Genomic DNA, 24234 nt, shown 5'->3' with positions numbered 1-24234 from the left:
GCGATGACAGCGCAACCGACCCTCCGCCAAGCGAACCAGGCGCAGCCACTCAAGGGGGCAGCCAAGGCGGCAGCACTGCTCATGGCGTTGGGGCCCGACTTCTCCGCCAAGGTGCTGCAGCACCTGCAGGAGCACGAGATCGAGGCGATCACCGTGAAGGTGGCAACGATGCCACGCCTGAGCGAGGAGGAGGTCCGTCAAGTCCTCGACGAGGCGCACGAGATGGCTGTCGTCCACCGGTATCTGGCGGTCGGTGGGATCGAATACGCGCGGGAGATGCTGGCCCGGGCGATGGGGCTAGAGCGGGCGAACGCGCTGATCGATCGCGTGGTGACGATGAATCCACCGGCGCCATTCGAGTTCCTGCGCAAGTCGGATCCACGCCAAATGGCGATGTTCCTCCAGAACGAGCATCCGCAGACGATCGCCTTGATCCTCTCGCACCTGCCGCCCGTGCAGGCGGCCGCGGTGATCAGTCATCTCAACGAGGACTTGCAAGCTGAGGTCGCGCGGCGCATCGCGACGATCGATCGTACTCCCGCGGAGATCGTCAAGCGGGTGGAGGAGATCATGCGGCGGCGGATGTCCTCCCTCCTCACGCAGGATTCGCGGACCGTCGGTGGTGTCGCGCACCTGGTCGCGATCCTGAGCAAGGTCGATCGCAGTACCGAGAAACACATTCTGGAGCGCTTGACCGAAGTCGATCCGATGCTGGCCGAAGAGGTTCGCAAGCTGATGTTCACGTTCGACGATTTGATCCTCCTGGACGATCGCTCGCTGCAACGCGTGCTGCGCGAGGTGGACATGCGCGATCTGGCACTGGCCCTGAAGGCGGCGCGCGACGAGCTCAAGGAGAAGATTTTCCGCAACATGTCGCAGCGGGCAGCCGAACTGTTGCGCGAGGAGATCAGCTATCTGGGGCCAGTGCGCATCCGGGCGGTCGAGGAGGCGCAGCAGCGGATCGTCTCGATCGTGCGGCGGCTGGAGGAGGCGGAAGAGATCGTGATCTCGCGGGGCGAGGAGGCGATCCTTGGCTAGCGCTCGGGTGGTCAAGCGTCGCGAAGCGTCGACTGCGGGCGATACGCTGGTCGTCCCGCAGCCGTCACCGCACGACCGCGAGTTGGCCGTTCGTCTCCTCGCGGAAGCGGAAGCGCGAGCGGCGGCGATCGTGGCGGCGGCTGAGGAGGAAGCGCGAGCGATCCGGGCCGCGGTGGAAGCCGAACTCGAGTCGTTGCAGCAGCAGCTGTGGGAGGCCGCACTGGTCGAGGCTCGTCGTCAGGTGGAGGCAGAACTCGCGGCGGAGCAGCGCGAGCTGCTCGCCCGGTTCCGGGCACTGGTGGAGCGCGCGGTGTTGCGGGAGGAAGAAATCCGGCAAGCCATGGCGCGCCTGCTGGTGGAACTGAGCGTCCTCGTCGCTGAGACGGTCCTCCGGCGCGAGGTCGAGCGTGACGGGGAGTTGCTGGGCCGGCTCGCGCAGGCGGCGCTCGAGCATGCGCCGAGCGCCCCAGTGACGCACCTCATCGTCCATCCGGAGGATGTGGAGCGAGCGCGCGATTGGTTGGCGCGGGCGTGGAACGGGCGCCCGCCGGTCGAGGTGGTCGGTGACCAACATGTCGATCGGGGCAGCTGCGTCCTAGGAACACCGGTCGGCTTCGTCGATGCGCGGATCTCGACGCAGCTGGAGGCAGTGCGACGGGCCCTCTCGGAGGTTGCCGATGACGCTTGAAACAGTACTCGACCGCTTCCGCGACCGCTTACGCGACCTCCAGCCGATCCAGCGCGAGGGGCGGGTCGTCCGGGGCATCGGGTTGACGGTGGAGGCGATCGGGCTGGATCTGCAGATCGGCGACCTCTGCCACATCTTTCCCAGTCTCTCCGAAGAGGGACGGTTAGCGGCTGAAGTCGTCGGTTTCCATGACGAGCGCCTAATACTGGTTCCGCTGGCGGAACTCCGCGGGGTGCGACATGGCAGCCGGGTCGTTCGAGCACCCGAAGCGCTCCACGTGCCGGTCGGGCCCGAACTCCTGGGACGAGTGATCGACGGGCTCGGTCGACCGATCGACGGCAAGGGACCGCTGCGCTGTCGGCGGCGCCTGCGGATCGGTGGCGCACCACCGAGCCCCTTGCAGCGGGCACCGATCCGCGACATCTTGCCGACCGGCGTCAGGACGATCGACGCGCTGTTGACGTGCGGGCGCGGTCAGCGCCTCGGAATCTTCGCCGGCTCAGGCGTGGGGAAGAGCACGCTCCTCGGCATGATCAGCCGCAACGCGGTGTGCGACGTGCGGGTGATCGCCCTGATCGGCGAACGGGGACGAGAGGTCCAGGAGTTCATCGAGCGTGACCTCGGCCCCGCCGGCCTGGAGCAGGCCGTGGTGGTGGTGTCCACCTCGGACCAACCGGCCTTGATGCGCATCAAGGCAGCATGGACGGCCACCCTCATCGCCGAATACTTCCGCGACCGCGGCATGAGTGTGGTGCTGATGATGGATTCAGTGACGCGACTGGCGATGGCGCAACGGGAGGTCGGGCTGGCTGCTGGTGAGCCACCGGCCACGCGCGGGTACCCGCCCTCGGTTTTCGCTCTGTTGCCGCGACTGCTGGAGCGGGCGGGCAATGCCGAGCAGGGCAGCATCACGGCGTTCTATACCGTGCTGGTCGAGGGTGACGACCTCAACGAGCCGATCAGCGATACGGTACGAGGCATCCTGGACGGTCACATCGTGCTCGCACGCACCCTCGCCGATCGTGGGCACTATCCGGCGATCGATGTCCTGGCCAGCGTGAGTCGGCTCATGCCGAGCCTGGTCACACCGGACCATCGAGCGCTGGCGAGCGAGGTCCGCGAGCTCTTAGCGGCCTACGAAAGCGCGCGGGACTTGATCGATATCGGCGCCTATGTCCACGGAACGAATCCAACCGTCGATCGAGCGCTCAGTCTCATGCCGGAGATCCGGCGCTTCCTGCAACAGAAACCGGAGGAGCGCGCGACCTTTGCCGAGACCGTCGCTTGGTTGGAGCGACTGCTGCGGGGTGAACGGGTCGCGAGGGCAACGAGCGCAGGCTGAGGAGGTGAGGGTACATGGTGCGACTGCTGCGGCAACGAGCCAAGCGAATGGAGCGCTTGCTCGAGCACCGGCAGAGCCTGGTGGAGGAGGCGCAGCGGCAGCTGGCGGAACAGCAGCGGTGGGTGGCTACTTGCGAGGCGGTCCTGGCACAGCTCGCGGCATCGCAGCGCTCGCTGGCGGCCGGGCTGGCGCAGCTGGCCAACCGCTCGGTGGACGCTGAGGTCCTGGCTGGTGCGGAGACGTACGAATCGTGGCTCGAGCAGCGACGCGCGGAGGAGGCAGCGCGGCTCGAGCAGGCCAAGCGCCGAGCGGAGCTGGCTCGTGCCGCGTTGATCGCACAGCGGCGAGAGGCCAAGAAGCTGGAGCTGGTACGAGCGCGTTGGCTGAGCGAAGCACAGCGTCGGGAGCAGGCCGCCGAAACGGCGCTCCTGGACGAACTGGCGACCGTGCGCGCTGCCCGGCGCCTGCTGACCGACCAATGAAGCGCGTGAGGAGCGGGTTGTGGCGGGTCTCACGATTCCACCCGAGATCATCGCGAGCATGCCGGTCCGCTTCGGTATCCGGTCACCGCAGCTGGGTGGCTCGACCGGAGCGAGCAGTCAGTTTTGGGCGCTCCTGGCTCAGCGTGGCGTCGTCCCCGCTGCACCGCCTGCAAACAGTGATCCACTGGCGATGTTGCGCGGTGCCTGGCCGGTGAGCGGCACGGTGACTTCGACCTACGGACCGCGGTCGCTGCTTCCGGGTGAGACGTTCCATTCGGGGATCGATATCGCGGTTCCCGAGGGGACGCCAGTGTGCGCGACGGGCGACGGCACCGTGCGCTTCGTCGGGAACACGGACGGGTATGGGTTGCGGATCGAAGTGGATCACGGGAACGGCGTGACGACACTGTACGGGCATCTCAGTGCGGCTGACGTGCGGCCCGGGCAGCGGGTGCAGCGGGGGCAGGTGATCGGCAAGTCCGGCAATACCGGTCTCTCGACCGGGCCACACCTGCACTACGAGATCCGGCAGAACGGGCGTGCGGTCGACCCCGGGCCGTTGCTGCGTGCTGCGCCGAAAGGATCGGCACAGGGGATCGAGCGGATCTCGGCTCTTCCCTATGGTCGGGCGATCCTCCAGGCAGCGCAGCGGTACGGGTTGGATCCTGCTCTGCTGGCGGCGATGGTCAAGGTCGAGAGCGGTTTCGATCCACGGGCCGTTTCGCCAGCGGGAGCGAAGGGACTGCTGCAGCTGATGGACACGACGGCGGCGGCACTCGGCGTGCGCGATCCCTTCGACCCGACGCAAAACCTGGACGGCGGCGCCCGCTACTTCAGCCAGCTCTTGCAGCGGTTCGGCGGCGATGTCTCGCTTGCGCTGGCCGCGTACAACGCAGGCCCGGGCGCAGTCGAGCAGGCAGGTGGGGTCCCGCCGTACCCGGAGACGCACCGGTACGTCAGCGCGGTGCTCGCGACCTGGCGCGCGCTGGGCGGAACAGGATGAGAGGTGCACGATGGCCGGAACGATCGATCCGATCGGTGTGCTTGCGCGGACGCTCGATGCGCTCGCCTTGCGTCAGCAGGTGACGGCGAGCAATGTCGCCAATGCCGAAACCCCCGGCTTCCGTGGCCAAGCGGTCCGGTTCGAGGATCTCCTCCAGGCGATGTTGAACGGCACCTTCGCGCGATTGCCCCTGGTGCGGACCGATTCACGTCACATCGCGGTGACAGCGAGTTCGCCCAGTGCCCTCCAGCCGGAAGTCGTCGAGCTCACCGGAACGCGCTATCGACCGGACGGCAACAATGTGGACATCGAGCGCGAGATGGGGCTCCTGGCGGAGACGACGCTCCGCTACAGCGCGGTGAGCGAAGTCCTGGCGCGACGCCTGGCCATGCTGCGTGCCATGGCGAGCGGCGGTCAGGGTAGCTGAGTGCCTCGAGCGGGGAGGTGCGGTGATGGTCTTACCGGTCGTGTCGACACCGAACGGAGTGCACGAGCGGGCTGGCCCGCGGCCCGGGGATCTGGGAAGCGACGCGCAGGCGTTCCTGGCGATCCTGGCGACACTGCTCGGGCTGGTGCCGACTGGGGAGGAAGGACCGGGAAACGGGTTGATGCCCGCAGACGCCAGCGCAGCCGAGGGCAGGACGCGCGAACTGACGCACCGGTTGGAAGAGTCGGTCATGCCGGACAGCATGCTGTTCGGTGTCGCACAGGCTGGGTTGGTGCTGGCCGGAGTAGCGAGCACGGACGGACAAATGAAGGGTCAGTCGCATGGCGAGCGACGCTCCGACACGCCGCGGTTGGGCACCGTCTTCGCTGCTGGGATGGTGCCATCCGAGCTCGGCGTACTGACCGGCCTCGCCGGCACGCTATCGGTCGATGATGGCCAGGCGAGCGCGGTGATCGGGGAACCAGCGATCGCTCAGCAGTCAGCGAGCCTGCTCGAGTACGCGCAGTCGAGTGGGCAAGCGGCGTTGGGTGAACCGGCGAGCGGAGCCGTGCAGGCTGGGGACGAGGGACAGCCGAAAGGGTGGCAGGGTCCGACGGTCGGCGCGCTCCTGCAGCACACGGCTGCGGGTGCCGGCGGACCCGTCGCGTTGGACGAAGCTGGGCGGGCTGCCGCGCACCGGATAGCGCACCGAGTCGAGCCGGTGGGAGGGTCCGAAGGAGTCGGGGTTACCCCTGAGCGAGGAAGTGAGGCGGTGCAGCGAGTGCCCGCGGGGGTACGCGTCTGGGTCGAGGAGCAGGCGTCGGATGGTCGAGGCCAGGCGCTGACGGTGGCGACTGAGCGGCGCGTCCGGCACGACGACCGGCCGGCGCTCGCGGGAGCCCTCCCGGTGAGCGACACTCCGGGCAGTCGACTGGGTGAGGCTGGGCCGGTTCCGGCTGCTGGCGAGGAAGCAGCCGCGGGCGCGATCGGACAGGTGCAGGAGCGCGTGGCGCAGGCGATCGCGCACGGCACGCGGCAGCTCCGCGTGCGGCTGGAGCCGCCCGACCTGGGAGTGGTCGACGTACGCATCCGCGAGATTGCGGGGCGACTGGAGGTGACGCTGGCGGCCAACCAGCCGGAGGTACGGCAGGCGCTGGAAGCCGGACGGGAGAGCCTGCGTGCCTCGCTCGCGGCGGGAGGGTTCGCGGTGCAACGGGTGGAGGTGCAGCCGCTGACGATGGCGAGTGGGCAGAACGGGATCAGCGGCAGTCAATCCGGAATGGGTTGGCCGGGCGGGCAACAGGGAGCCTCGAGCGATCCTGGTTGGGCACGCCCCGAGCGGACGGCCCTGGACCAGCTGCCGGTGGTAGGGGACTCCCGAGGGCGAGTGCGCCAGGAGTCGAGCGGACTCGTGGACACGTGGGCTTGAGTGGCGAGGTGGAGCGATGAGCGTCGGAAGTGTGAGCGACTCGAACGGTCCGGTGACGACGAACCCATTATCGTCCGGCGGCGGTGTGGGCCCCGGTGGCCAACTGGACAAGCAGGCGTTCCTCATGCTCCTGGTCGCCCAGCTCAAGAACCAGGACCCGATGAATCCGATGCAGGACCGGGAGTTCATCGCGCAGCTCGCCCAGCTGAACACGCTGGAGCAGCTGCAGCAGTTGAACGAGACGGTGGCGGCGATGGCGCAGCATGCGGCGCTGGGACAGGTGGCTGGGTATCTGGGTCGGGTGGTGAGTGGTCTGGACCGGACGAGTGGCGACCTGGTAACTGGCACAGTGGTGCGCGCGACCATCCTGGACGGTGCCGCAGTGCTCGAGCTCTCCGGTGGGCAGCGGATCGACGTGCGCGACGTGGTGAGCATCGGATTAGCGGGAGCTGGTTCGGGCAGCGGGGAATGAGCGGGTGAGCGCGGGGCGGTGGCTCGCCGGTCTCGAGGGCTCGAGCGCGAGCGAAAACGGCCGATAAGAACGATGACGAGGGAGGACGAGTCATGATGCGATCGATGTTCTCGGCGATCTCCGGATTGCGGGCGCACCAGACCTGGATGGACGTGATCGGCAACAACATCGCCAACGTCAACACCACCGGTTTCAAGGTCGGTCGGGTGCGCTTCACCGACATCCTGAGCCAGCTGGTGCGCGGTGCGAGCGGCCCGACCGAGACGCGAGGCGGGATCAATCCGCTGCAGATCGGTTTGGGAGCGGTGGTCGGCGCGGTGGACACGATCCACACCCAGGGGGCGCTGCAGCTGACCGGCAAGCCGAGCGATCTGGCGATCCAGGGTGACGGGTTCTTCGTGGTGAGCGATGGCTCGCAGACGCTCTACACGCGGGACGGCGCCTTCGATATCGGCTCGGACTTGCGGCTGGTCAACCCCTCGAACGGCTTCTACGTGCTCGGCTGGCAGGCGGATGCCAACGGCAACGTGGACACGGCCGGGCCGGTGGGGCCGATCACCATCCCGATCGGCCAGCAGCTGGATGCGGTTCCGACGACGCAGATCACCGTGCAGGGGAATCTGAATGCGAACCAGGACCCGGCGGCGACACCGCACTTCGTGACCAAAGTGAGTATCACCGATTCGCTGGGTAAGCGACACGAGTTCTACATCCTCTTCGACAAGGTAGGGACGAATACCTGGAACTACACGTTGCAGGAGGATGACCCGCGGACGACGAGCACGACCGAAGACGACCCGGATTTCGCGCTCGGTGGGACGCCATCCGGGACGCTCGTCTTCGATGCGGACGGAAATCTCGATCTCGCCGCCTCGAACATCAGCGCGGTCGATCTCGACTCGACGGCCGGTGGTGCGAGTTCGATTACGGTCACGCCGGACTTCTCGCGACTGACGCAGCTGGCGGCCCCGTACTCGGCGAACGCCGCGGCCAACGGCGCGCCAGCTGGCTCGCTGACCACCTTCACGGTGAGCCAGTCCGGTCAGGTGTTGGGGATCTATTCCAATGGGGTTACCAAGGTGGTCGGCCAGATCGCGCTGGCCCTCTTCACCAACCCGGGTGGGCTGATGAAGGTGGGTGGGAACGCCTATCTGCCGACGGTCAACTCAGGTGAGCCGATCGTCGGACCGGCCGATTCCGGTGGGCGCGGCAAGATCGCCAGCGGCTACCTCGAGATGTCCAACGTCGACCTGGCGCAGGAGTTCACCAGCATGATCATGGCCCAGCGGGGTTTCCAGGCCAATTCGCGCGTGATCACCACGAGCGACGAGGTGCTCCAGGAGTTGGTGAACCTGCGGCGCTGATGTTGGGGCAGCCGGGCGCGAGCGACGTGCGTCTGTTCGGGGCAGGCGCCTCTGGTGATGCGTCGCGGGACGGGAGGTCGGTTCGGTGCGCTGGACAGGTGGGGTGGTCGCGCTGCTGGTGGGTTCGCTGGCGCTGGCGGCAGCTGGTGGCGCATTGGTCTTCGTGCCGGCGACCGGTGCGGCCGAGGTGACGATCACCGTTGCCGGAACGAGCGACGGGACGGGCAGCTGCAGCGGCAGCGGGACGACGCGCACCTGCCCGACGTTGCGGGCTGCAGTCATCCTGGCGAATGCCCTGAACGACCCGGTCACCATCCAGCTCCAGGACGGACGCTATGAACTGTCCATCCCGCCTGCGACGGATGACACGGCCGAGAGTGGAGATCTCGACGTGACCAAGCGTGGCGGTGCTCTGCGCATCGTCGGGCGGAACGCGACAACCATCGCTGGAGCCTGGCCAGATGAGAACCAGGCCGACCGGTTGTTCGACGTCGGCGCGGGCGCGACTATGATCCTGGAGAAGCTCACACTCAGCGGAGGACGGGCGGTCCACGACGATGCCCGCGACCACAAGGGGGGCGCGATCTGGGTGGGTGGGGCGCTCCAGCTGGCTGACGTCACGTTTCAGGAAAACGTGGCTGCCGGCGACGGCGGAGCTGTGTACGTCGCGCCGTCCGGAACCTTGTCCGTGCTGCTCGACAGGAGGGTCGCGTTCGCGCGCAATCGCGCCGGTGATCCGATGAATGACGACGAAGAAGCCAACGGCGGTGCGCTGGCGGTCGCGGGTGCAGCGGTGCTGGACGGGGTAGCCGTGCTGCACGGCAACGAGGCGAGCGGTGCGGGCGGCGCCGTGTGGGTCTCCGGTGGACGCCTGGTGCTGGGGAGCCGCGTCACGCTGGGGGGCGGCGCGGCGAGCGATGCCAACCGCGCCCGCGACGGCGGTGCGCTGGCGGTCGACGGCGGCCAGGTCGAACTCCAGGGGACGCTGGTCCGCGGCAATCGGGCAGGAAACGGGACGCCAGCCGACGAGAGCGGTCGGGGAGGCGGGATCTGGGTCGCGCGTGGGCAGGTGACGCTGCGTCAGGTGAAGGTCCTAGCCAACCGGGCAGTGCGCGGCGGGGGAATCGCGTCCGACGAGGGGATCTTGACGCTGTTGGACAGCGAAGTGCGTGAGAATCAGGCCGAGCTCAGCGGGGGAGGCATCGCTCTCCTCGGGAAGGGGACGGCACAGATCGTCGGTGGAACGATCGGTACCAATACGGCTGTGGAGGGGGATGGAGGCGGGGTCCTCAACGCGGGAACGCTGGCGCTCTCGCGCACGGTGGTCGAAGGCAACCGAGCCGAGGCTGGCGCAGGTGGCGGGATCTCGAGCAGCGGGACGCTCGATCTGAGTTCACCCGAAACGGTGATCGTGCGCGACAACCGTGCCCGGCTGGGAGGCGGTCTGGCGAGCACCGGAACCAGCCGCTTGCGCAGTCTGGTGGTGCAGAGCAACGTGGCAACCCAGGACGGCGGAGGGATCTGGAACCAGGGAGACATGGTTCTCGATGCCGCGACGATCGAGGCAAACCGGTCCGAAGCAGCTGGTGGTGGTATCTACCATGCCGGCAGCAAGACGCTGACGCTGCAGGGGAACACGATCGTGCGCGGTAACCAGGCGACGCTCGACGGCGGTGGAATCGCCGCACTGGGCAAGGCGAGCCTGAACGGCGCAACGGTGGTCGGGAACGTGGCTGGTGGGTCGGGTGGGGGACTGGCGGCGCGAGGCCAGGTCGATCTCCAGCGCGTGCAGGTGATCGACAACCAGGCCACGAACGACGGTGGCGGGCTCGTGGTGGAAGGAACCGCCAAGGTGACGATGGCGGACACCGCGATTCGGCGCAGCAGCGCGGGACAGCTGGGCGGCGGAGTCGCCGTGCGGTCCGGTGGGCAGCTCACCATCACTGCGAGCTCGGTCACCGAGAACCAGAGTGCCGCCTATGGCGGTGGAATAGCCGTGCTGGGGGCGGTGGGGCTGGCCAACGTGACGGTGAGCACCAACGTGAGCCAGCAGCGGGGCGGGGGCCTCTGGGTGGGACCGCAGGGGACGGCGAGTCTGCAATTCGTGACCCTGGCCGCGAACGCGGCCGCCGCGGGCGGCGCGCTCTACAACGATGGAGGTGGGGTCACGCTGCGCGGGACGCTGCTCGCGGCCAGCCCGGGCGGCGGCAATTGCGGTGGACTGGCACCGAGTTCCCAGGGTGGCAACCTGGAGGATCGCGATAGCTGTGGTCTGCAGGGTACCGGAGACCTGGTCGATGGGGATCCCAGTTTGCAGCCTCTCCAAGTGGACTCGTCGGGCGGCACGCTCTACCATGCGCTCGGCCTAGGTTCGGCTGCCATCGATGCAGCTGGGACGCAGGGATGCCCGAGCGAGGACCAGGTGCATACCAAGCGGCCGCAAGGTTCGGCCTGCGATATCGGAGCCTGGGAGTTGCCGGTTCTGGAGGCGACGCCGCTCCCGACAGCCAGCCCGACCGGTACGCCAGTTGGTACGCCCGGCGCAGGACTACGGCCGACGACCACACCGACTGCACGACCGGTGCTCGGTCCGGCGACGCCGATCACCGGTCCTGGCCCGACGCCGACTCCGACGATCGGGCTGCCGGCGACCGGGTCGGCCAGCGCGAGCCCGGTGGCCCGAACGGTGGGAGTGGGCTTGCTCGCCCTGGGGGTCGCCGGGATGATGGCCGGTGGTGTGGGGATGATGCGAGGGCGGCGAAGCAATGGTGCGCGCGAGAGGTAGTCGATGCGCTCGGCGGGGCTGCTCCTGCTTCTCGCTGCGGCGGCGTGGATCCTCGGTGCCGGGATCGGCCTCCTGGCTGGAACGTCGTTGCGCGACGATCCCCGGCCGACCCCGACAGTGCGCCCGCGTGTCGTTGCGGTGACGCCGACCGCAACGCCCACGACGCAGGCGAATCCTGTCACGGACGGTTCGGCAGTTTCTCCCCCGAGCGAGCCGATCCTGATCACACGTATCCGGATCCCGGCGATCGGGGTCGATGCACCGGTCGTCGTGAAAGGGTTGGGCAGCGAGCGTCGGATGGAAGCTCCGGATCATCCGGACGAAGTCGCCTGGTACGACTTCACGGCGCTACCCGGGCAAGGCAGCAACGTCGTGCTGGCTGGGCACGTCGATTTTGCTGGCGTAGGCCCGGCGGTATTCTGGGATCTCTGGCGTGTCCGCGTCGGTGATCTGGTCGAGTTGGGATTGGCGGATGGTCGGGTGAGCCGGTACCGCGTGACGGGGCTGGAAACGGTCGAGGAAAGGCAAGCACCGGTCGAACGAATCGTCGGACCGACCAGTCAGGAACGGCTGACGCTGATCACCTGCGCGGGGAACTACAACCCGGCAACTGGGCGGTACGACCAGCGCTTGATCGTCACTGCGACTCCTCTCGCCAACCCATGAGGGCACCGAGTGATGCGGGAGCGCGTTGCCTCGCGACTCAGTCTGGCGAGAACGAGACCCTGTGATGCGACTCGCCCGCGGCGCGACCATGCGGCTGGACCCTCCTCCTGCGTGGTAAGGAGCGAACTACCTCGTGGCATGAGCACCGTATAGATCGCTGGAGCAGGCGGAAACGCTCGCGATGTCGCGGTGCCGAGCTACGACGCAGTGGAGCATGCGATGAGGTAACGCTGACCGGGCAGCACGGCCCGAGCGTCGGGGAAGGAGCCCTGGTGCTGGCGCGACGGAAAACACTCCCGTGGGGCACCGATGAGTGGTCGTGGATCTCTGGGGAGGCGAAGCATCGACTGCGTGTCTGCGCCGGCGAGCCAGATGGGCTGACGGAGCGGTCATCTCGAGCACACTCAGCGCGGCATGAGGGTATGGCAGGAGTGCGTGATGGCCGATGCGAGGCGAGCGGAGAAGGCTTGTCGCCGTTTGCTGTGCTCCGGCATGATGGAAGGCACGAGGGTCGGAGAACAGGGAGGAGTGAGGATGGATGACAAGCCGACGCTCGGTCTCGTCGGGTTAGGAAACCTGGGGCGGGCGATCGCGCTGCGCTTGCTCGGCGCGGGATACCGGCTGCTGGTCAACGACCGTCGCTGGGAGGTGGCACAGGCATTGGAACTGCATGGTGCGACAGCCATTCCGACACCGCTTCTGCTGGCCGAAGAGGTCGATATGTTTCTGACCTGTTTGCCGGGGGACGAGGAACTGTTCGAGGTCTATATCGGGCCGGAGGGAGCACTCGAGCACTTGCGGCCAGGAGCGACGGTGATCGACTTCAGTACTGCCTCACCGATGATGATGCAACGCATCGATCGAGAAGCGCGGCTGCGTCAGATCGACGTGGTCGATGCGCCGGTCGGAGGGGGGCCAGTCGAGGCCAACAGTGGCCAGCTGACGATGATGGTTGGGGCCGAGCCGGCGGTGTTCGAGCGGATGATGCCGCTCCTCGGAGTGTTGGGTCGAGAGACCTATCTGGTCGGCCCGCCTGGCATGGGGAAAGTGGTCAAGCTGATCAACCAGCTGCTCGCGGGGGTGAGCTTGGTTGTCATCGGGGAAGCTCTGGCATTGGCGGCGAATGCTGGGGCCGATCTCGCGACCGTCTACGAGGCGCTGCGCTCGAGTACCGGTGGTTGGAAGCTCTGGCGGGACGTGGTGCCGGAACTCTTGCGGGAAAGTGGTGAAGTGTCCTTTCGACTGGAGCTGATGAAGCGTGACATGGAACTGGCAATGCGGCTCGGGAGCGATGTGGGCTCGCCCGTGCCGATGACCGCGCTCGCTCATCAGTTCTATGTGGCCGCGATGGCGCGGGGCTGGGGTCAGCTTCCGGCACACGAGGTCGCGCGGTTGGTCGGTCGGTTGGCCAATGCGAGCTTCAGCGCGAGCAGCGCGCGTGGCGACGATCTTCTCGCCGCGGAATGACGCTCAGGCTGCACCGAGATAGGCAGCTTGAACGCGCGGATCCGCAGCGAGTTCGGCTGCTGGGCCGCTCAGGACGATACGGCCAGTCTCCAAAACGTACCCGCGATGCGCAACTTCCAGTGCCATGCGGGCATTCTGCTCGACGAGGAGAATCGTCGTCCCATCGCGGTTGAGTCGTTGGATCACCTCGAAGATACTCTCGACGAGCACCGGGGCGAGTCCCATCGACGGCTCGTCGAGGAGCAGGATGCGTGGCTGCATCATGAGCGCGCGACCGATGGCGAGCATCTGTTGCTCGCCACCGGAGAGGGTGCCGCCCGCCTGGTGGCGTCGTTCGGCGAGACGAGGGAAGAGGCTGAAGACGTACTCCTGGCGCCGGGCGATCTCGGCGCGGTCGCGCACCGTAAAGGCGCCGAGGCGGAGGTTCTCCTCCACGCTGAGGCGCGGGAAGATGCGGCGGCCCTCCGGCACGTGGCCGACACCCAAGGCGACGATCTCGTGCGGCTTGCGATGGGTGAGGTCGACGTCCTGCAAAAGGATGCGTCCGGCGGAGGGGCGGACGAGGCCAGAGATCGCGCGCAGCGTGGAGGTCTTGCCGGCGCCGTTGGCACCGAGCAGGGTGACGATCTCGCCGGATTCGACGGTCAGCGAGATTCCCTTGAGGGCCTGGATCGGCCCGTAATGGACATGGACACGCTGGAGCTCAAGCAGTGGCATGGGGCTGTGCCTCTCCGTCCTGCATCGGCATGCTCGTTCCGAGTCCGCTGGCAGCACCGCGGCCGAGGTAGGCCTCGATGACGCGCGGGTCACGCCGCACAGCGTCGGGTGGCCCTTCCGCGATCTTTTCCCCGAAGTCGAGCACCGTCACCAGGTCGCTGATGTTCATGACGACCTTCATGTCATGCTCGATCAAGAGAATGGTCAAGCCGCGCTCGTCGCGCAGCCGGCGGATGAGCTGAATCATTTCGTCGGTCTCTTGTGGGTTCATGCCGGCGGTGGGCTCGTCGAGGAGCAGGAGCTGCGGTCGGAGCGCGAGAGCCCGCGCGATCTCGAGTCGTCGTTGGTCGCCATACGGCAGGTTGGCCGCGGTGAGGAACTCCTTGCCAGCGAGGCCGACATAGGCCAAGAGGTCGCGAGCCTCGCGCTCAGCCGCTCGCTCGGCCTGCCAGTAGCGCGGGGTGCGAACGACGGCATCGATCAACGAGTAGCGGACATGTGGATGCAGGCCGATGAGCACATTGTCCAGAACGGAAAGATGCTTGAAGAGCCGGATATTCTGATAGGTGCGAGCGATCCCAAGTTGGGCCACCAGGTCGGGACGCAGCCTAGCGATCGAAGATCCAGCGAAGAGGATGTCACCGGCGTCAGGCCGGAGGAAACCGGTGATGCAGTTGAAGAGGGTGGTCTTACCGGCGCCGTTCGGGCCGATGACGCTGTGGATCGAGCGCTCCGTGACCGCCAGGTCGACGTCACGGAGCGCGACGAGACCGCCGAAGCGCTTGGTGAGGTGACGCGTTTCCAACAGGGCCACGAGCGTTCCTCCTCAGCTGCGACCCGGAGCGATCTCGGCTGGGGCGACCTCGCGAACTTCCTCGACGGCCTCCTCGAGTTCGCGTCGGTGGATGCGCTCGGGGAGCAGTCCGGCTGGTCGGAAGAGCATCATGGCGATCAGGACGATGCCATAGACGAGCAAGCGGTACTCCTGGAACTCGCGCAGGAGTTCTGGAATACCGACGAGCGCGAGCGCCCCGACGACGACCCCGGGTAGACTCCCCATGCCGCCGAGCACCAGGAGCGCGACGACGTTGATGCTGACGAGGAGCGAGAAGCTGGCGGGAACGACCGAACCAACGAGCGACGCGAAGAGCGCGCCGCTCAGTCCACCGAAAGAGGCACCGATCGCGAATGCCGAGAGTTTGGCGGTGACGCGATTGATCCCCATCGCTTGAGCGACGAACTCGTCTTCGCGGATCGCGAACCAGGCGCGGCCGAGGCGCGAGTCGCGCAGGCGAATGGAGAGGAACCAGGCGAGGAGACAAGAGAGAAGGACGAGGACGTAGAACTCCTGGGGGCTGTCGATGCGGAGAGGACCGATTTGTGGCCGCGCGATGCGGGTGACTCCCTGCGCACCACCTAGATAGGGCTTGAGCCAATCGGAAAGGACGAGCAGGCGGACGATCTCGCCGAATCCGAGCGTGGCGATCGCCAGGTAATCACCGCGCATCCGCAGGACCGGTAGACCGACCAAGAGGCCAGCACAGACCGTGAGAACGATCGCGATCGGAAGAGCGACCCAGAAATCGAGCGTGAAGCGCTGCCCGATCTCGGGGGAGGTGAGTACGGCCATGGTATACGCGCCGACCGCGAAGAAGGCCACGTAGCCGAGATCGAGGAGACCAGCAAAGCCGAGCACAAGGTTGAGCCCGAGTCCCATCAGGATGTAGAAGCCGACGAAATCAGCCACGTTGCTGAGGAACAGTCCGGCCCAAAGTGGCACGCTGGCCAGGAGGAGGATCACCACCAGGCGCGCCAACGGACCCCGGGCCGGTGAGGGAACGAAGACGACGAGACGCTCGGCCCCTGCCCGGCCGGAGAGTGACCATCGAAGAGCGAAGAGAAGGAAGAAGAGGACGAAGATGACGACAGCACCAGGCACGCTGAGTCCGGCTGGTCCGTAGAGGAAGCTGACGAGTCCGCTCGGGAGGATGGGGCCGAGCACGTCACGGAGCAGACCGAGCAGGAGTGTCGCCAGTGCCGCAGACACGCTGACGCGTCCCCAGGGTGCAGGAGCAGCACCGACGACGCCCGAGACGATGCCGGCGACAGCAGCGATCAGGAGCGTCCGGAGAATGCCGGCAGGTGAGACGCCAGCGCCGAAGGTCAGAACGCGGGCGAGGTCGGGGGTCGCGTTCAGGAAGATCTGGCGCAGGTTGACTTGCGTGACAACGAACGCCAGGGCCAGGACGAGCAGACCAGCGGTGAGTGCGGAGAGCGTTCCCCACGCGACGCGCTGGAGGGCTCCGGGGTAGCGCCGTCCCGTGGCATGTGCTGCCAGTGCGAAGAGGGCGACAAGCAACGCGTAGCTGAAGGTGAGGGTTTCCCCGATGAGCCGCCGCTGAGCAAAAGCGGGGATCAAGCCGACGAGACTGAGGTGCCAGACGGCGATACCGCCGAGGAGACCGATGAAGAGGGCACGCCGGAGTGTTGCCAGGCTCATACCCGCTCCTCCCCACCCAGCCGCTCACCGAGGATGCCGGTCGGTCGGAAGATGAGGATCAAGACGAGAATGGTGAACGCGATCACGTCCTTGAGCTGGTGCGCGGCACGGATACCATAGCCGTCGAAGAAGAGGCTCGGACCCACCGATTCGATGATGCCGAGCACCAGACCACCGACAGCAGCACCGGGGAGGTTGCCGATGCCCCCGAGCACAGCGGCTGTGAACGCCTTGATACCGGGCAGGAAGCCCATGAAGAACTGGACCTGGATGAAGACGAGCGCGTACAGGACGCCAGCGATACCAGCCATGAAGCCGCCCACGGCGAAGGTCGTGACGATGGCGCGATCGACATCGACGCCCATGAGCGCGGCTGCTTCGCGATCCTCAGCGACCGCGCGGATGGCCAATCCAGCTCTGGTCCGTTGCAAGAACAGCAAGAGCAACAGGAGCGTGATCGCGACACCGACGAAGACAGCGATCTGTGTCTTCTGGAAGACCCACAGCTTGCCCTGGAGAACAGGAATGGCCGGGTAGGCGCGCACTCCCGAACCGAAGAGGCCGCGGAAGGTGTACTGGAGGAAGAAGGAAGCGCCAACTGCGGTGATCAGCGGCACGAGGCGGGGAGCGCCGCGGAGCGGGCGATAGGCGATCCGCTCCACGAGGACCGCGATGGTCATGGAGACGAGGCCGCTGAAAAGGAGCATGGCGATGAGACTGATCCACGGGTGAGCCTTGAGAAAGCCGCTGCGGTTCAGGTAATCGGCGAGGAAGAAGGTCGTCATGGCACCGCTCATGAAGACCTCGCCGTGTGCGAAATTGATCATGCGCAGGACGCCGTAGACCATGGTATAGCCGAGAGCGATCAGGGCATAGATCGAACCCTGGGCGATACCGAAGACGATGAAATCGCGCCACTGGGCAGCCGTGTAGTGCCCGGCTCGCAGCGTCAAAACGGAGCCGACGAAGACGATGCCGAGCAGAACAGCCCCGATCGTCCAGACGATGAGCTGGGATGCCTCGAGCCGGCGACCACTGAGGAACGAGCGCGGTGTCGCAATGGCCACTGTCTGCTCCTCGCTCCGTTCAGCTTATAGGAAGAGCGCCGGGTCGGGATGAGCCCGACCCGGCGCCGACTCGCTCGAGCTTTTCACGGATAGATCTTGCGGATAGCGCTGTCCGGCCAGTTGGCCGTATCGGTGCTGAAGACCTCGTAGACGGCGATCTTGGGATCGGCGCAGTCACCGTTCGGGTCACAGGTCAGGTTGCCCGTCAGGCCTTGGAAGTTCTTGGTTTCATACAGCGCGTCGCGGAGCGCCTTGCGCGGGATGTAGAGCGTCCCGTCCGGTGCCTGGACGGCCACCTTCTTGATCGCTTCCACGATCATCATCGTGGCGTCGTAGGCATGAGCGTGGAAACCAGCGACCGGCTTCGTGCCGTACTTCTGCTGATACTTCTGGACGAACTCCTGATACTTGGGGCCGAGGACGGTCAGGTCAGGACCGCTCAAGTACAAGCCGACCGCGGCTTGACCGGCGTTCTGCACCGTCTGGGGCTCGAGCAGGCCGTCAGCGCTCATCAACTTGACGTTCTCGAGCCCACTGATCTCCTTGGCCTGGATCGTGATGAAGGAGCCGGCCGGGTTGAAGATCGGATAGTAGATCAGCTCGGGTTGCTGGGTGGCGATGCGGGTGAGGACTGGGCGCATGTCGGTGTCGTCCGGGCTCACCGCCTCCTGGGCGACGACCGTTCCCCCGAGCTTCTTGACGTTCTCGGCGAAGACATTGGCGAGCTGTTCGGCGTAGAGGCTGCCGTCGTGGATGGTCGCAACCTTCTTGAGTCCGAGCTTGTTCACGACGAATTCGGCAGCCACCCGACCCTGCACCTTGTCGTTGTGCGCGACGCGGAGATAGGCGTTCACGTGCTTGGCCGGATCGGTGAGATCGGGTGCGGTGTTGGACGGCGAGACCATCACCAGGCCAGCCTGATCGATGATCGGAGCGCCCACGCGTGCCTCGGAGGAGCAGGACGAACCGACGATCGCGACGATGCGCGGGTTCGCGGCGAGACGAGTGGCGGCAGCCTGTCCGCCCTCCGGATTGCAGCCGGAGTCCTCACCGACCAGCTCGATCTTGTGGCCGAGGAGCTGGCCGCCCAGATCATCGATGGCGATTTCGATTCCTCGCTTGGAGTCCTCACCGAGTTGGGCCGTGCCGCCAGAGACGGTCAGCATCCAAGCCAGGACGATCGGTTCACCCGGCTTGATCTCGAGGACACCGATCGGATCGGTCGGCTTGGTCACCTGAGCCTGCGGCGTTGGCTGTGCCGCTGGCGTCGGTGAAGCTGCCGGGGCAGCCGGTTGGGTTGGGCTCGGCTGGGCAGCGGGAGCGGGAGTCGGTGTCGGCTGCGCCTGCTGGCAGGCAGCGAGGACGAACACCAGTGAGAGCAGCAGCATCGTGAACAGTCGTGCCGGTCGTTGCATCGATCCTCCTCCTCGAAAGTCCGACCCGAACACTCGATACCCGGACATGCCGAAAGCGGCGTCCGTGCAGTCACATTCTCACACAGACCGGGTCGCGTCGTCAAGCGGTCAACCTGTTCGAGAGGCATGTTGGCCGGTGCCAGCGGGTGGACATGGTGCACGATGCGGAAAGACCGGCACGATGATGGCTCAGACCGTTCGGCAGGTCGCCGTGGGGTGACTGACACGCCGCGGAGCGCGCGGCGATGCCGGGTTTGAAAACGAGAGTGCTCGCTAACGGAGTCGATCACGACTGTCGTGATACGACACGACATTACCCGTGTGCCAGCCCGCATAGAGATTCACGAGCGCACGTGGATCGTCGTCGGAGACGTCATCACCGTTTCCTGGATGGGGAAGGAACGACGAGTTCGACCGGGTCAAGCGGTCCTTGACCGTGCGGCGTAGGTTTGCACTCGAAGGGGGGTCGACCGTACGGGGAGACTCGCTTCGCATACAGGCCGCGGGCGATCGAGTGGGTGAGGCAAGACATCGCTGCGAGGTCTTGACGCTGGTTCGACATTCGCGTTACAGTGTAGCCGTACCCCGGTTGAGTATCTCGGAGGAGGAGCGATGACCTCAGTCGCGCAGCTGGACGAAGTCACACGTCGCGAACTGGTCGAGCGCCTGCGTCGCATCGAAGGACAAGCGCGGGGGATCGCTCGCATGATCGAGGAAGGGCGGGATTGCGTCGATATCGTGCAACAACTGGCGGCGATGCGAGCAGCGACCGATAGCTTGTGCGCCGAGCTCGTGCAAGCCATGTTGGAACGCTGCTTTCTCGACGGAACACCACCTGCGCCGCAGCAACTGGCGCGCGCTCTCAAAGCGGTGATCCGCGGTGGACGATGAGGGGGACGCCGATGGCGCGCTATGGGTTCGTCATCGACCAGCGCAAATGCATCGGCTGTCATGCCTGCACGGTCGCTTGTAAATCGGAGAACCTCGTTCCGCTCGGGGTCTACCGGACATGGGTGAAGTACGTCGAAAAGGGGACGTTCCCACATACCAGGCGATCGTTCACGGTACTGCGCTGCAATCACTGCGACGATGCGCCCTGCGTGACGATTTGCCCAACCAAGGCGCTCTTCCGTCGACCGGACGGCATCGTCGACTTCGATGCCGACCGGTGCATCGGCTGCAAGTCGTGTATGCAAGCGTGCCCCTATGATGCGCTCTACATCGATCCGATCACCCGGACAGCAGCCAAATGCAATTACTGCAGTCACCGGGTCGATCAAGGCCTGCTTCCAGCCTGTGTCGTCGTCTGTCCCGAGAAAGCGATCATCGCGGGAGACCTCGACGACCCGACGAGCGAGATCCATCAGCTCGTTGCCCGCGAACCGGTGATGGTGCGCAAGCCGGAGCAGGGGACGCGCCCCAAGTTGTTCTACCTCGGGGCGGACGAAGCAAGTCTCACACCCGAGGTGCAGACGCGGACGAACGGGTACCTGTGGGCTGAGGTGCGGCCGGACGATCGCCCGGCCGAGGCAGTGCGTGGCACCGAGTATCTCCCGGGGCCAGCCGATGCGCGGGTAGCCTATGATGTCTGGCATCCCAAACCGTGGGGATGGAAGGTCGCTAGTTATCTCTGGACGAAGTCGATCGGAAGCGGTGCGCTGGCGTTGGGTGGGCCGTTGCTCGCCAGTGGCGTGATGAGCGATCGGCTGCTCGGGATCGGAGCAGCGGCGATCGGGATGGTGTTCCTGGCCATCACCGCCGTGCTTCTGATCTGGGACCTCAAGCGGCCGGAGCGGTTCTGGTATCTATTGGTCAAACCGAATCCACGGAGTTGGCTCGTCTGGGGCGGCTACATCCTCCTGGTGGTGGGAGGTCTCGCGTTCTTCTGGGCTGTTGCGTCGCTCGCCGGCTGGCAGGGCATCGAGCGCCTGCTCGCCTGGCTCGCGCTGCCGGGCGGGATCGCGGCGGCGGGTTACACGGCTTTTCTCTTCGGTCAGGCGGAGGGGCGCGACTTCTGGCAGAGCCCGCTCTTACTTCCCATCCTGCTCGTGCAAGCGTTGGTGGCCGGTACGGCTGCTCTCCTGTTGCTGTTGGTCGCGGGCGGAGCACTCGAGGGGCGAGCGTGGCTCGGCCTGGTGTTGGGTGGTGGGTTGATCGGGCTGCTCGTGCTGGTAGCCAGTGAACTCTTGGTTCCGCACGCCAACCTGCATGTCGCCAAGGCTGCTCGCCTGCTGACGCATGGCCCCTATCGTGGAGAGCTGCTCGTGGTCGGCCTTGGTGTCGGTGTGCTGGTACCCCTGATCGCGCTGGCTCTCGGATGGGCGAGTGGGAATCTCGCGCCCTGGAGCGTTGTCGCGGCGGTCGCAGCCCTGATCGGGCTTTGGAGTTACGAGCGACTCTGGGTCGAGGCCGGGCAAGATATCCCGTTGAGTTGAGGGGGCGACGATGCAGCGCGAGTCGCGAGCGACGACGATGCAGGCAGAAAGACGTGCTGTCCGGGAACCGTTCGTTCCCGAGCGGACGAGTGGACTGGCCAGCTATCCCCCGCCCGAGCGATGGGACGATTGGGAAGAGCGAGGACCGGACGAACGGGTGCGGCGCTACTTCCTGATCCCCACCGTCTGTTTCAACTGCGAGGCAGCCTGTGGCCTTCTCGCCTACGTCGACAAGGAAACGCTGGATATCCGCAAGTTGGAGGGGCACCCCTTCCATCCGGGAAGCCGGGGTCGAAACTGCGCCAAGGGTCCTGCCACCATCAACCAGGTCAAGGATCCGGAACGGATCCTCTACCCGCTGCGCCGGGTCGGGCCACGCGGGTCGGGCAAGTGGGAGCGCGTCAGTTGGGACGAGGTGCTGGACGATATCGCGGGGCGGATGCGCCGAGCCTTTCTCGAGGGACGGCAGAACGAGGTGATGTACCACGTTGGCCGTCCTGGTGAAGACGGCTTCATGGAGCGCGTCCTGTGGTCGTGGGGTGTGGACGGGCACAACTCGCACACGAATGTCTGCTCGTCGGGCGGACGCTTCGGCTACGCCGTGTGGATGGGTGCCGATCGTCCCTCGCCCGATCATGCCAATGCCCGCTTCATCTTCCTGGTGAGCGCGCACCTGGAGAGCGGGCACTACTTCAACCCGCACGCGCAGCGCATCATGGAGGCCAAGCAGCGGGGCGCCAAGCTGGCGGTGATGGATCCGCGGTTGTCGAACACCGCGGCGATGGCCGACTACTGGTTGCCAGCTGCCCCCGGTACGGAGGCGTTCGTTCTTCTGAGTATCGCCAACGTCTTGATCCAGGAGGAGTGGTTCGACCGCGAGTTCGTCCGGCGCTGGACGAACTGGGACGAATATCTGCGTGTCGTCCATCCTGGTTGTCCAGTCACCTTCGACGAGTTCGTCCAGCGGCTGAAGGAAGAATACGCGCGCTACACACCGGAGGCGGCCGAGCAGCTGAGCGGCATCCCGGCGAGGACGATCGTCGAGTTGGCGCAGGAACTCGCTCGGGCGGCGCCGGCTGTCTCGACACACAACTGGCGTGCAGCGGCGGCGGCACACCTGGGTGGCTGGACGGTGCCGCGGGCGCTCTTCTTCTTGAATGTGCTCACAGGGAGCGTGGGTACACCCGGTGGGACACAACCGAACATCTGGGACAAGCACGTGCCCCGGCCGTTCGCTGAGCCCCCGCGCCAGAAGGTCTGGAACGAACTGACCTGGCCGAAGGAGTATCCGTTGGCTCATCACGAGATGAGCTTCTTGCTTCCGCATTTCCTAAAGGAAGGCCGTGGCAAGCTCGCTGTCTACTTCACGCGCGTGTACAACCCCGTCTGGACGAACCCGGACGGCTTCACCTGGATCGAGGTCCTGCAGGACGAGTCGTTGATCGAGCTGCACGCGGCCTTGACACCGACCTGGAGCGAGACGGCGTGGTACGCCGATTACGTTTTGCCGATGGGACATGCGCCGGAACGACACGACACTCACTCGTACGAGACACATGCCGCTCGCTGGATCGGTTTTCGCCAACCGGTGCTCCGCGTCGCGCGCGAGAAGCTCGGACAGCCAGTGCGCGTGACCTACGAGGCGAATCCTGGCGAAGTTTGGGAGGAGAACGAATTCTGGATCGAACTGTCCTGGCGGGTGGATCCGGATGGCTCGCTGGGGATCCGACGGTGGTACGAGTCGCCGTATCGGCCAGGTGAGAAGGTAACCGTCGACGAGTACTACCAGTGGATCTTCGAGCACTCGATTCCTGGGCTGCCGGAAGCAGCGGCCGCCGAAGGACTGACCCCGCTCCAGTACATGCGACGGTACGGCGCCTTCGAGCTGGAAAAGCAGCGCTATCGCCAATACGAGGATCCGGTTCCAGAGGAGGAGCTGGCACAATCGTGGGTCGATCCGGAAAACGGGCGGATCTGGACGCTGACACCACCGCCCCATACGACGAACATCGTGCCGGTTCCGGGAGTTCCGCCTGGCCCACGGGGCCGATGGGCCGGGGTCATGGTGGACGGCGAGCCGAAGCGAGGTTTCCCGACACCGTCAGGGAAGTTGGAATTCTTCTCGCGTACGCTCTGGGAGTGGGGCTGGCCGGAGTACGCGATCCCCTGCACCATCGAGAGCCACGTCGGTCCCAACCAGTTGGACCGGGCAGCGGGCGAGATGGTGTTGCTCCCCAATTTCCGCGTGCCCACGCTGATCCACACACGTTCGGGAAATGCCAAGTGGCTCAACGAGCTGACGCACTCCAACCCGCTGTGGCTACACCCGAGCGATGCCGAGCGAATCGGTGTGCGGACCGGCGACCTGGTCAGGGTGGAGACGGAGATCGGCTACTTCGTCGATCGTGTCTGGGTGACGGAGGCGATCCGCCCTGGAGTAGCGGCCTGCTCGCATCATCTGGGTCGCTGGCGCCTGGCTGAGGGGACCGGCGGCGAGCGCTGGTCCACGGCACTCGTGGAGATCGAGCGCTTGTCGGACGGGCGGTACCGGTTGCGGCAGCGAGCAGGTGTGCGACCGTTCGCCAGTGGGGATCCGGATTCCCAGCTGGTCTTCTGGGGTGACGCCGGTGTTCACCAAAATCTTACCTTTCCGGTCCAACCCGACCCGATCAGCGGACAGCACTGCTGGCATCAGAAGGTGCGCATCGTCAAAGCGGGGCCGGATGACCGGTACGGGGACGTGGTCGTGGATACGCGCAAGTCGATGGAAGTCTACCGGCGCTGGCTGGCGATGACACGTCCCGCTCCAGGACCGGACGGCACGCGGCGTCCGATCTGGATGCTGCGGCCATACAAGCCGGATCCGAGCGCCTACCGGATCGACAGTCCGACCGGTCGGGGAGATGGCCCGCGACCGAGCGGAGCTTGAGCAGTCCT

General features: G+C 66.1%; 20 protein-coding genes. 15 read left to right on the top strand and 5 right to left on the bottom strand.

What is annotated here, in order from left to right; translation table 11 throughout:
• The first annotated feature begins 3 nt into the window (after positions 1 to 3).
• The 12 genes from fliG (at position 4) to TRD_RS12070 (ending at position 13163) form a co-directional block, all read left to right on the top strand.
• A complete protein-coding gene (gene fliG, locus TRD_RS12125) occupies positions 4 to 1038 on the top strand; it encodes a flagellar motor switch protein FliG (RefSeq protein ID WP_012642917.1) in 1035 nt (344 codons plus the stop codon).
• Positions 1031 to 1726, top strand: coding sequence for a FliH/SctL family protein (locus tag TRD_RS12120; RefSeq protein ID WP_012642662.1), 696 nt, complete (start codon positions 1031 to 1033; stop codon positions 1724 to 1726). The genes fliG and TRD_RS12120 overlap by 8 nt, the downstream gene beginning before the upstream one ends.
• Positions 1716 to 3068, top strand: a complete 1353-nt coding sequence (locus TRD_RS12115) for a FliI/YscN family ATPase (RefSeq protein WP_012643018.1) — start codon at positions 1716 to 1718, stop codon at positions 3066 to 3068. The genes TRD_RS12120 and TRD_RS12115 overlap by 11 nt, the downstream gene beginning before the upstream one ends.
• Before the next feature lie 14 nt (positions 3069 to 3082).
• Positions 3083 to 3550, top strand: a complete 468-nt coding sequence (gene fliJ / locus TRD_RS12110) for a flagellar export protein FliJ (protein WP_012642509.1) — start codon at positions 3083 to 3085, stop codon at positions 3548 to 3550.
• A gap of 19 nt (positions 3551 to 3569) precedes the next feature.
• The gene (locus tag TRD_RS12105) at positions 3570 to 4553 is read left to right on the top strand and encodes a peptidoglycan DD-metalloendopeptidase family protein (RefSeq protein ID WP_012642874.1); all 984 of its coding nucleotides are present in this window, start codon (positions 3570 to 3572) and stop codon (positions 4551 to 4553) included.
• A gap of 10 nt (positions 4554 to 4563) precedes the next feature.
• Complete coding sequence (gene flgB, locus TRD_RS12100; RefSeq protein WP_012642929.1) at positions 4564 to 4980, top strand: flagellar basal body rod protein FlgB; 417 nt, start codon at positions 4564 to 4566, stop codon at positions 4978 to 4980.
• A gap of 25 nt (positions 4981 to 5005) precedes the next feature.
• Complete coding sequence (locus tag TRD_RS12095; RefSeq protein WP_012643192.1) at positions 5006 to 6409, top strand: flagellar hook-length control protein FliK; 1404 nt, start codon at positions 5006 to 5008, stop codon at positions 6407 to 6409.
• 16 nt (positions 6410 to 6425) lie between these two features.
• The gene (locus TRD_RS12090) at positions 6426 to 6881 is read left to right on the top strand and encodes a flagellar hook capping FlgD N-terminal domain-containing protein (RefSeq protein ID WP_052294139.1); all 456 of its coding nucleotides are present in this window, start codon (positions 6426 to 6428) and stop codon (positions 6879 to 6881) included.
• Positions 6882 to 6973: 92 nt separating this feature from the next.
• Positions 6974 to 8245: a flagellar hook protein FlgE gene (locus tag TRD_RS12085; RefSeq protein WP_012642399.1), complete on the top strand. Its 1272-nt coding sequence runs from the start codon at positions 6974 to 6976 to the stop codon at positions 8243 to 8245.
• A gap of 85 nt (positions 8246 to 8330) precedes the next feature.
• Entirely contained in the window at positions 8331 to 11030 is a 2700-nt protein-coding gene (locus TRD_RS12080; protein WP_012642528.1) for a choice-of-anchor Q domain-containing protein, read from the top strand.
• Between the two features lie 3 nt (positions 11031 to 11033).
• A complete protein-coding gene (locus TRD_RS12075) occupies positions 11034 to 11696 on the top strand; it encodes a class F sortase (protein ID WP_012642921.1) in 663 nt (220 codons plus the stop codon).
• 534 nt (positions 11697 to 12230) lie between these two features.
• Positions 12231 to 13163, top strand: a complete 933-nt coding sequence (locus TRD_RS12070; RefSeq protein ID WP_012642859.1) for an NAD(P)-dependent oxidoreductase — start codon at positions 12231 to 12233, stop codon at positions 13161 to 13163.
• Between the two features lie 3 nt (positions 13164 to 13166).
• On the opposite strand, the gene TRD_RS12065 is transcribed toward TRD_RS12070, so the two are convergent.
• The 5 genes from TRD_RS12065 to TRD_RS12045 form a co-directional block, all read right to left on the bottom strand.
• On the bottom strand, positions 13167 to 13880 hold the full coding sequence (locus TRD_RS12065; RefSeq protein WP_012643207.1) for an ABC transporter ATP-binding protein: 714 nt from the start codon (positions 13878 to 13880) through the stop codon (positions 13167 to 13169).
• A complete protein-coding gene (locus tag TRD_RS12060; protein WP_012643186.1) occupies positions 13867 to 14694 on the bottom strand; it encodes an ABC transporter ATP-binding protein in 828 nt (275 codons plus the stop codon). The genes TRD_RS12065 and TRD_RS12060 overlap by 14 nt, the downstream gene beginning before the upstream one ends.
• A 12-nt stretch (positions 14695 to 14706) precedes the next feature.
• The gene (locus tag TRD_RS13970) at positions 14707 to 16380 is read right to left on the bottom strand and encodes a branched-chain amino acid ABC transporter permease (RefSeq protein ID WP_012643175.1); all 1674 of its coding nucleotides are present in this window, start codon (positions 16378 to 16380) and stop codon (positions 14707 to 14709) included.
• The gene (locus tag TRD_RS12050; protein WP_012643297.1) at positions 16377 to 17447 is read right to left on the bottom strand and encodes a branched-chain amino acid ABC transporter permease; all 1071 of its coding nucleotides are present in this window, start codon (positions 17445 to 17447) and stop codon (positions 16377 to 16379) included. The genes TRD_RS13970 and TRD_RS12050 overlap by 4 nt, the downstream gene beginning before the upstream one ends.
• A gap of 83 nt (positions 17448 to 17530) precedes the next feature.
• Entirely contained in the window at positions 17531 to 18862 is a 1332-nt protein-coding gene (locus TRD_RS12045) for a branched-chain amino acid ABC transporter substrate-binding protein (protein ID WP_012642652.1), read from the bottom strand.
• A gap of 612 nt (positions 18863 to 19474) precedes the next feature.
• Between TRD_RS12045 and TRD_RS12040 the strand changes: the two genes are divergently transcribed.
• Genes TRD_RS12040 through TRD_RS12030 form a run of 3 tightly spaced genes read left to right on the top strand, consistent with a single transcriptional unit; the run spans position 19475 to position 24226 of the window.
• The gene (locus TRD_RS12040; RefSeq protein ID WP_012643042.1) at positions 19475 to 19753 is read left to right on the top strand and encodes a metal-sensitive transcriptional regulator; all 279 of its coding nucleotides are present in this window, start codon (positions 19475 to 19477) and stop codon (positions 19751 to 19753) included.
• A gap of 11 nt (positions 19754 to 19764) precedes the next feature.
• A complete protein-coding gene (locus tag TRD_RS12035) occupies positions 19765 to 21297 on the top strand; it encodes a 4Fe-4S dicluster domain-containing protein (protein WP_012642954.1) in 1533 nt (510 codons plus the stop codon).
• A gap of 10 nt (positions 21298 to 21307) precedes the next feature.
• Entirely contained in the window at positions 21308 to 24226 is a 2919-nt protein-coding gene (locus TRD_RS12030) for a molybdopterin-dependent oxidoreductase (RefSeq protein ID WP_012642795.1), read from the top strand.
• Positions 24227 to 24234: the final 8 nt, after the last annotated feature.

The organism is Thermomicrobium roseum DSM 5159 (assembly GCF_000021685.1).
GTDB lineage: Bacteria > Chloroflexota > Chloroflexia > Thermomicrobiales > Thermomicrobiaceae > Thermomicrobium > Thermomicrobium roseum.
This window is presented reverse-complemented; position numbering and strand designations above follow the sequence as displayed.

Bases quoted from the DNA above. Each gene is read 5' to 3' on its own strand.
- fliG (WP_012642917.1), top strand. From the start codon at position 4: ATGACAGCGCAACCGACCCTCCGCCAAGCGAACCAGGCGCAGCCACTC.
- TRD_RS12115 (WP_012643018.1), top strand. From the start codon at position 1,716: ATGACGCTTGAAACAGTACTCGACCGCTTCCGCGACCGCTTACGCGAC.
- fliJ (WP_012642509.1), top strand. From the start codon at position 3,083: ATGGTGCGACTGCTGCGGCAACGAGCCAAGCGAATGGAGCGCTTGCTC.
- flgB (WP_012642929.1), top strand. From the start codon at position 4,564: ATGGCCGGAACGATCGATCCGATCGGTGTGCTTGCGCGGACGCTCGAT.
- TRD_RS12095 (WP_012643192.1), top strand. From the start codon at position 5,006: ATGGTCTTACCGGTCGTGTCGACACCGAACGGAGTGCACGAGCGGGCT.
- TRD_RS12090 (WP_052294139.1), top strand. From the start codon at position 6,426: ATGAGCGTCGGAAGTGTGAGCGACTCGAACGGTCCGGTGACGACGAAC.
- TRD_RS12085 (WP_012642399.1), top strand. From the start codon at position 6,974: ATGATGCGATCGATGTTCTCGGCGATCTCCGGATTGCGGGCGCACCAG.
- TRD_RS12075 (WP_012642921.1), top strand. From the start codon at position 11,034: ATGCGCTCGGCGGGGCTGCTCCTGCTTCTCGCTGCGGCGGCGTGGATC.
- TRD_RS12070 (WP_012642859.1), top strand. From the start codon at position 12,231: ATGGATGACAAGCCGACGCTCGGTCTCGTCGGGTTAGGAAACCTGGGG.
- TRD_RS12065 (WP_012643207.1), bottom strand. From the start codon at position 13,880: ATGCCACTGCTTGAGCTCCAGCGTGTCCATGTCCATTACGGGCCGATC.
- TRD_RS13970 (WP_012643175.1), bottom strand. From the start codon at position 16,380: ATGAGCCTGGCAACACTCCGGCGTGCCCTCTTCATCGGTCTCCTCGGC.
- TRD_RS12045 (WP_012642652.1), bottom strand. From the start codon at position 18,862: ATGCAACGACCGGCACGACTGTTCACGATGCTGCTGCTCTCACTGGTG.
- TRD_RS12040 (WP_012643042.1), top strand. From the start codon at position 19,475: ATGACCTCAGTCGCGCAGCTGGACGAAGTCACACGTCGCGAACTGGTC.
- TRD_RS12035 (WP_012642954.1), top strand. From the start codon at position 19,765: ATGGCGCGCTATGGGTTCGTCATCGACCAGCGCAAATGCATCGGCTGT.
- TRD_RS12030 (WP_012642795.1), top strand. From the start codon at position 21,308: ATGCAGCGCGAGTCGCGAGCGACGACGATGCAGGCAGAAAGACGTGCT.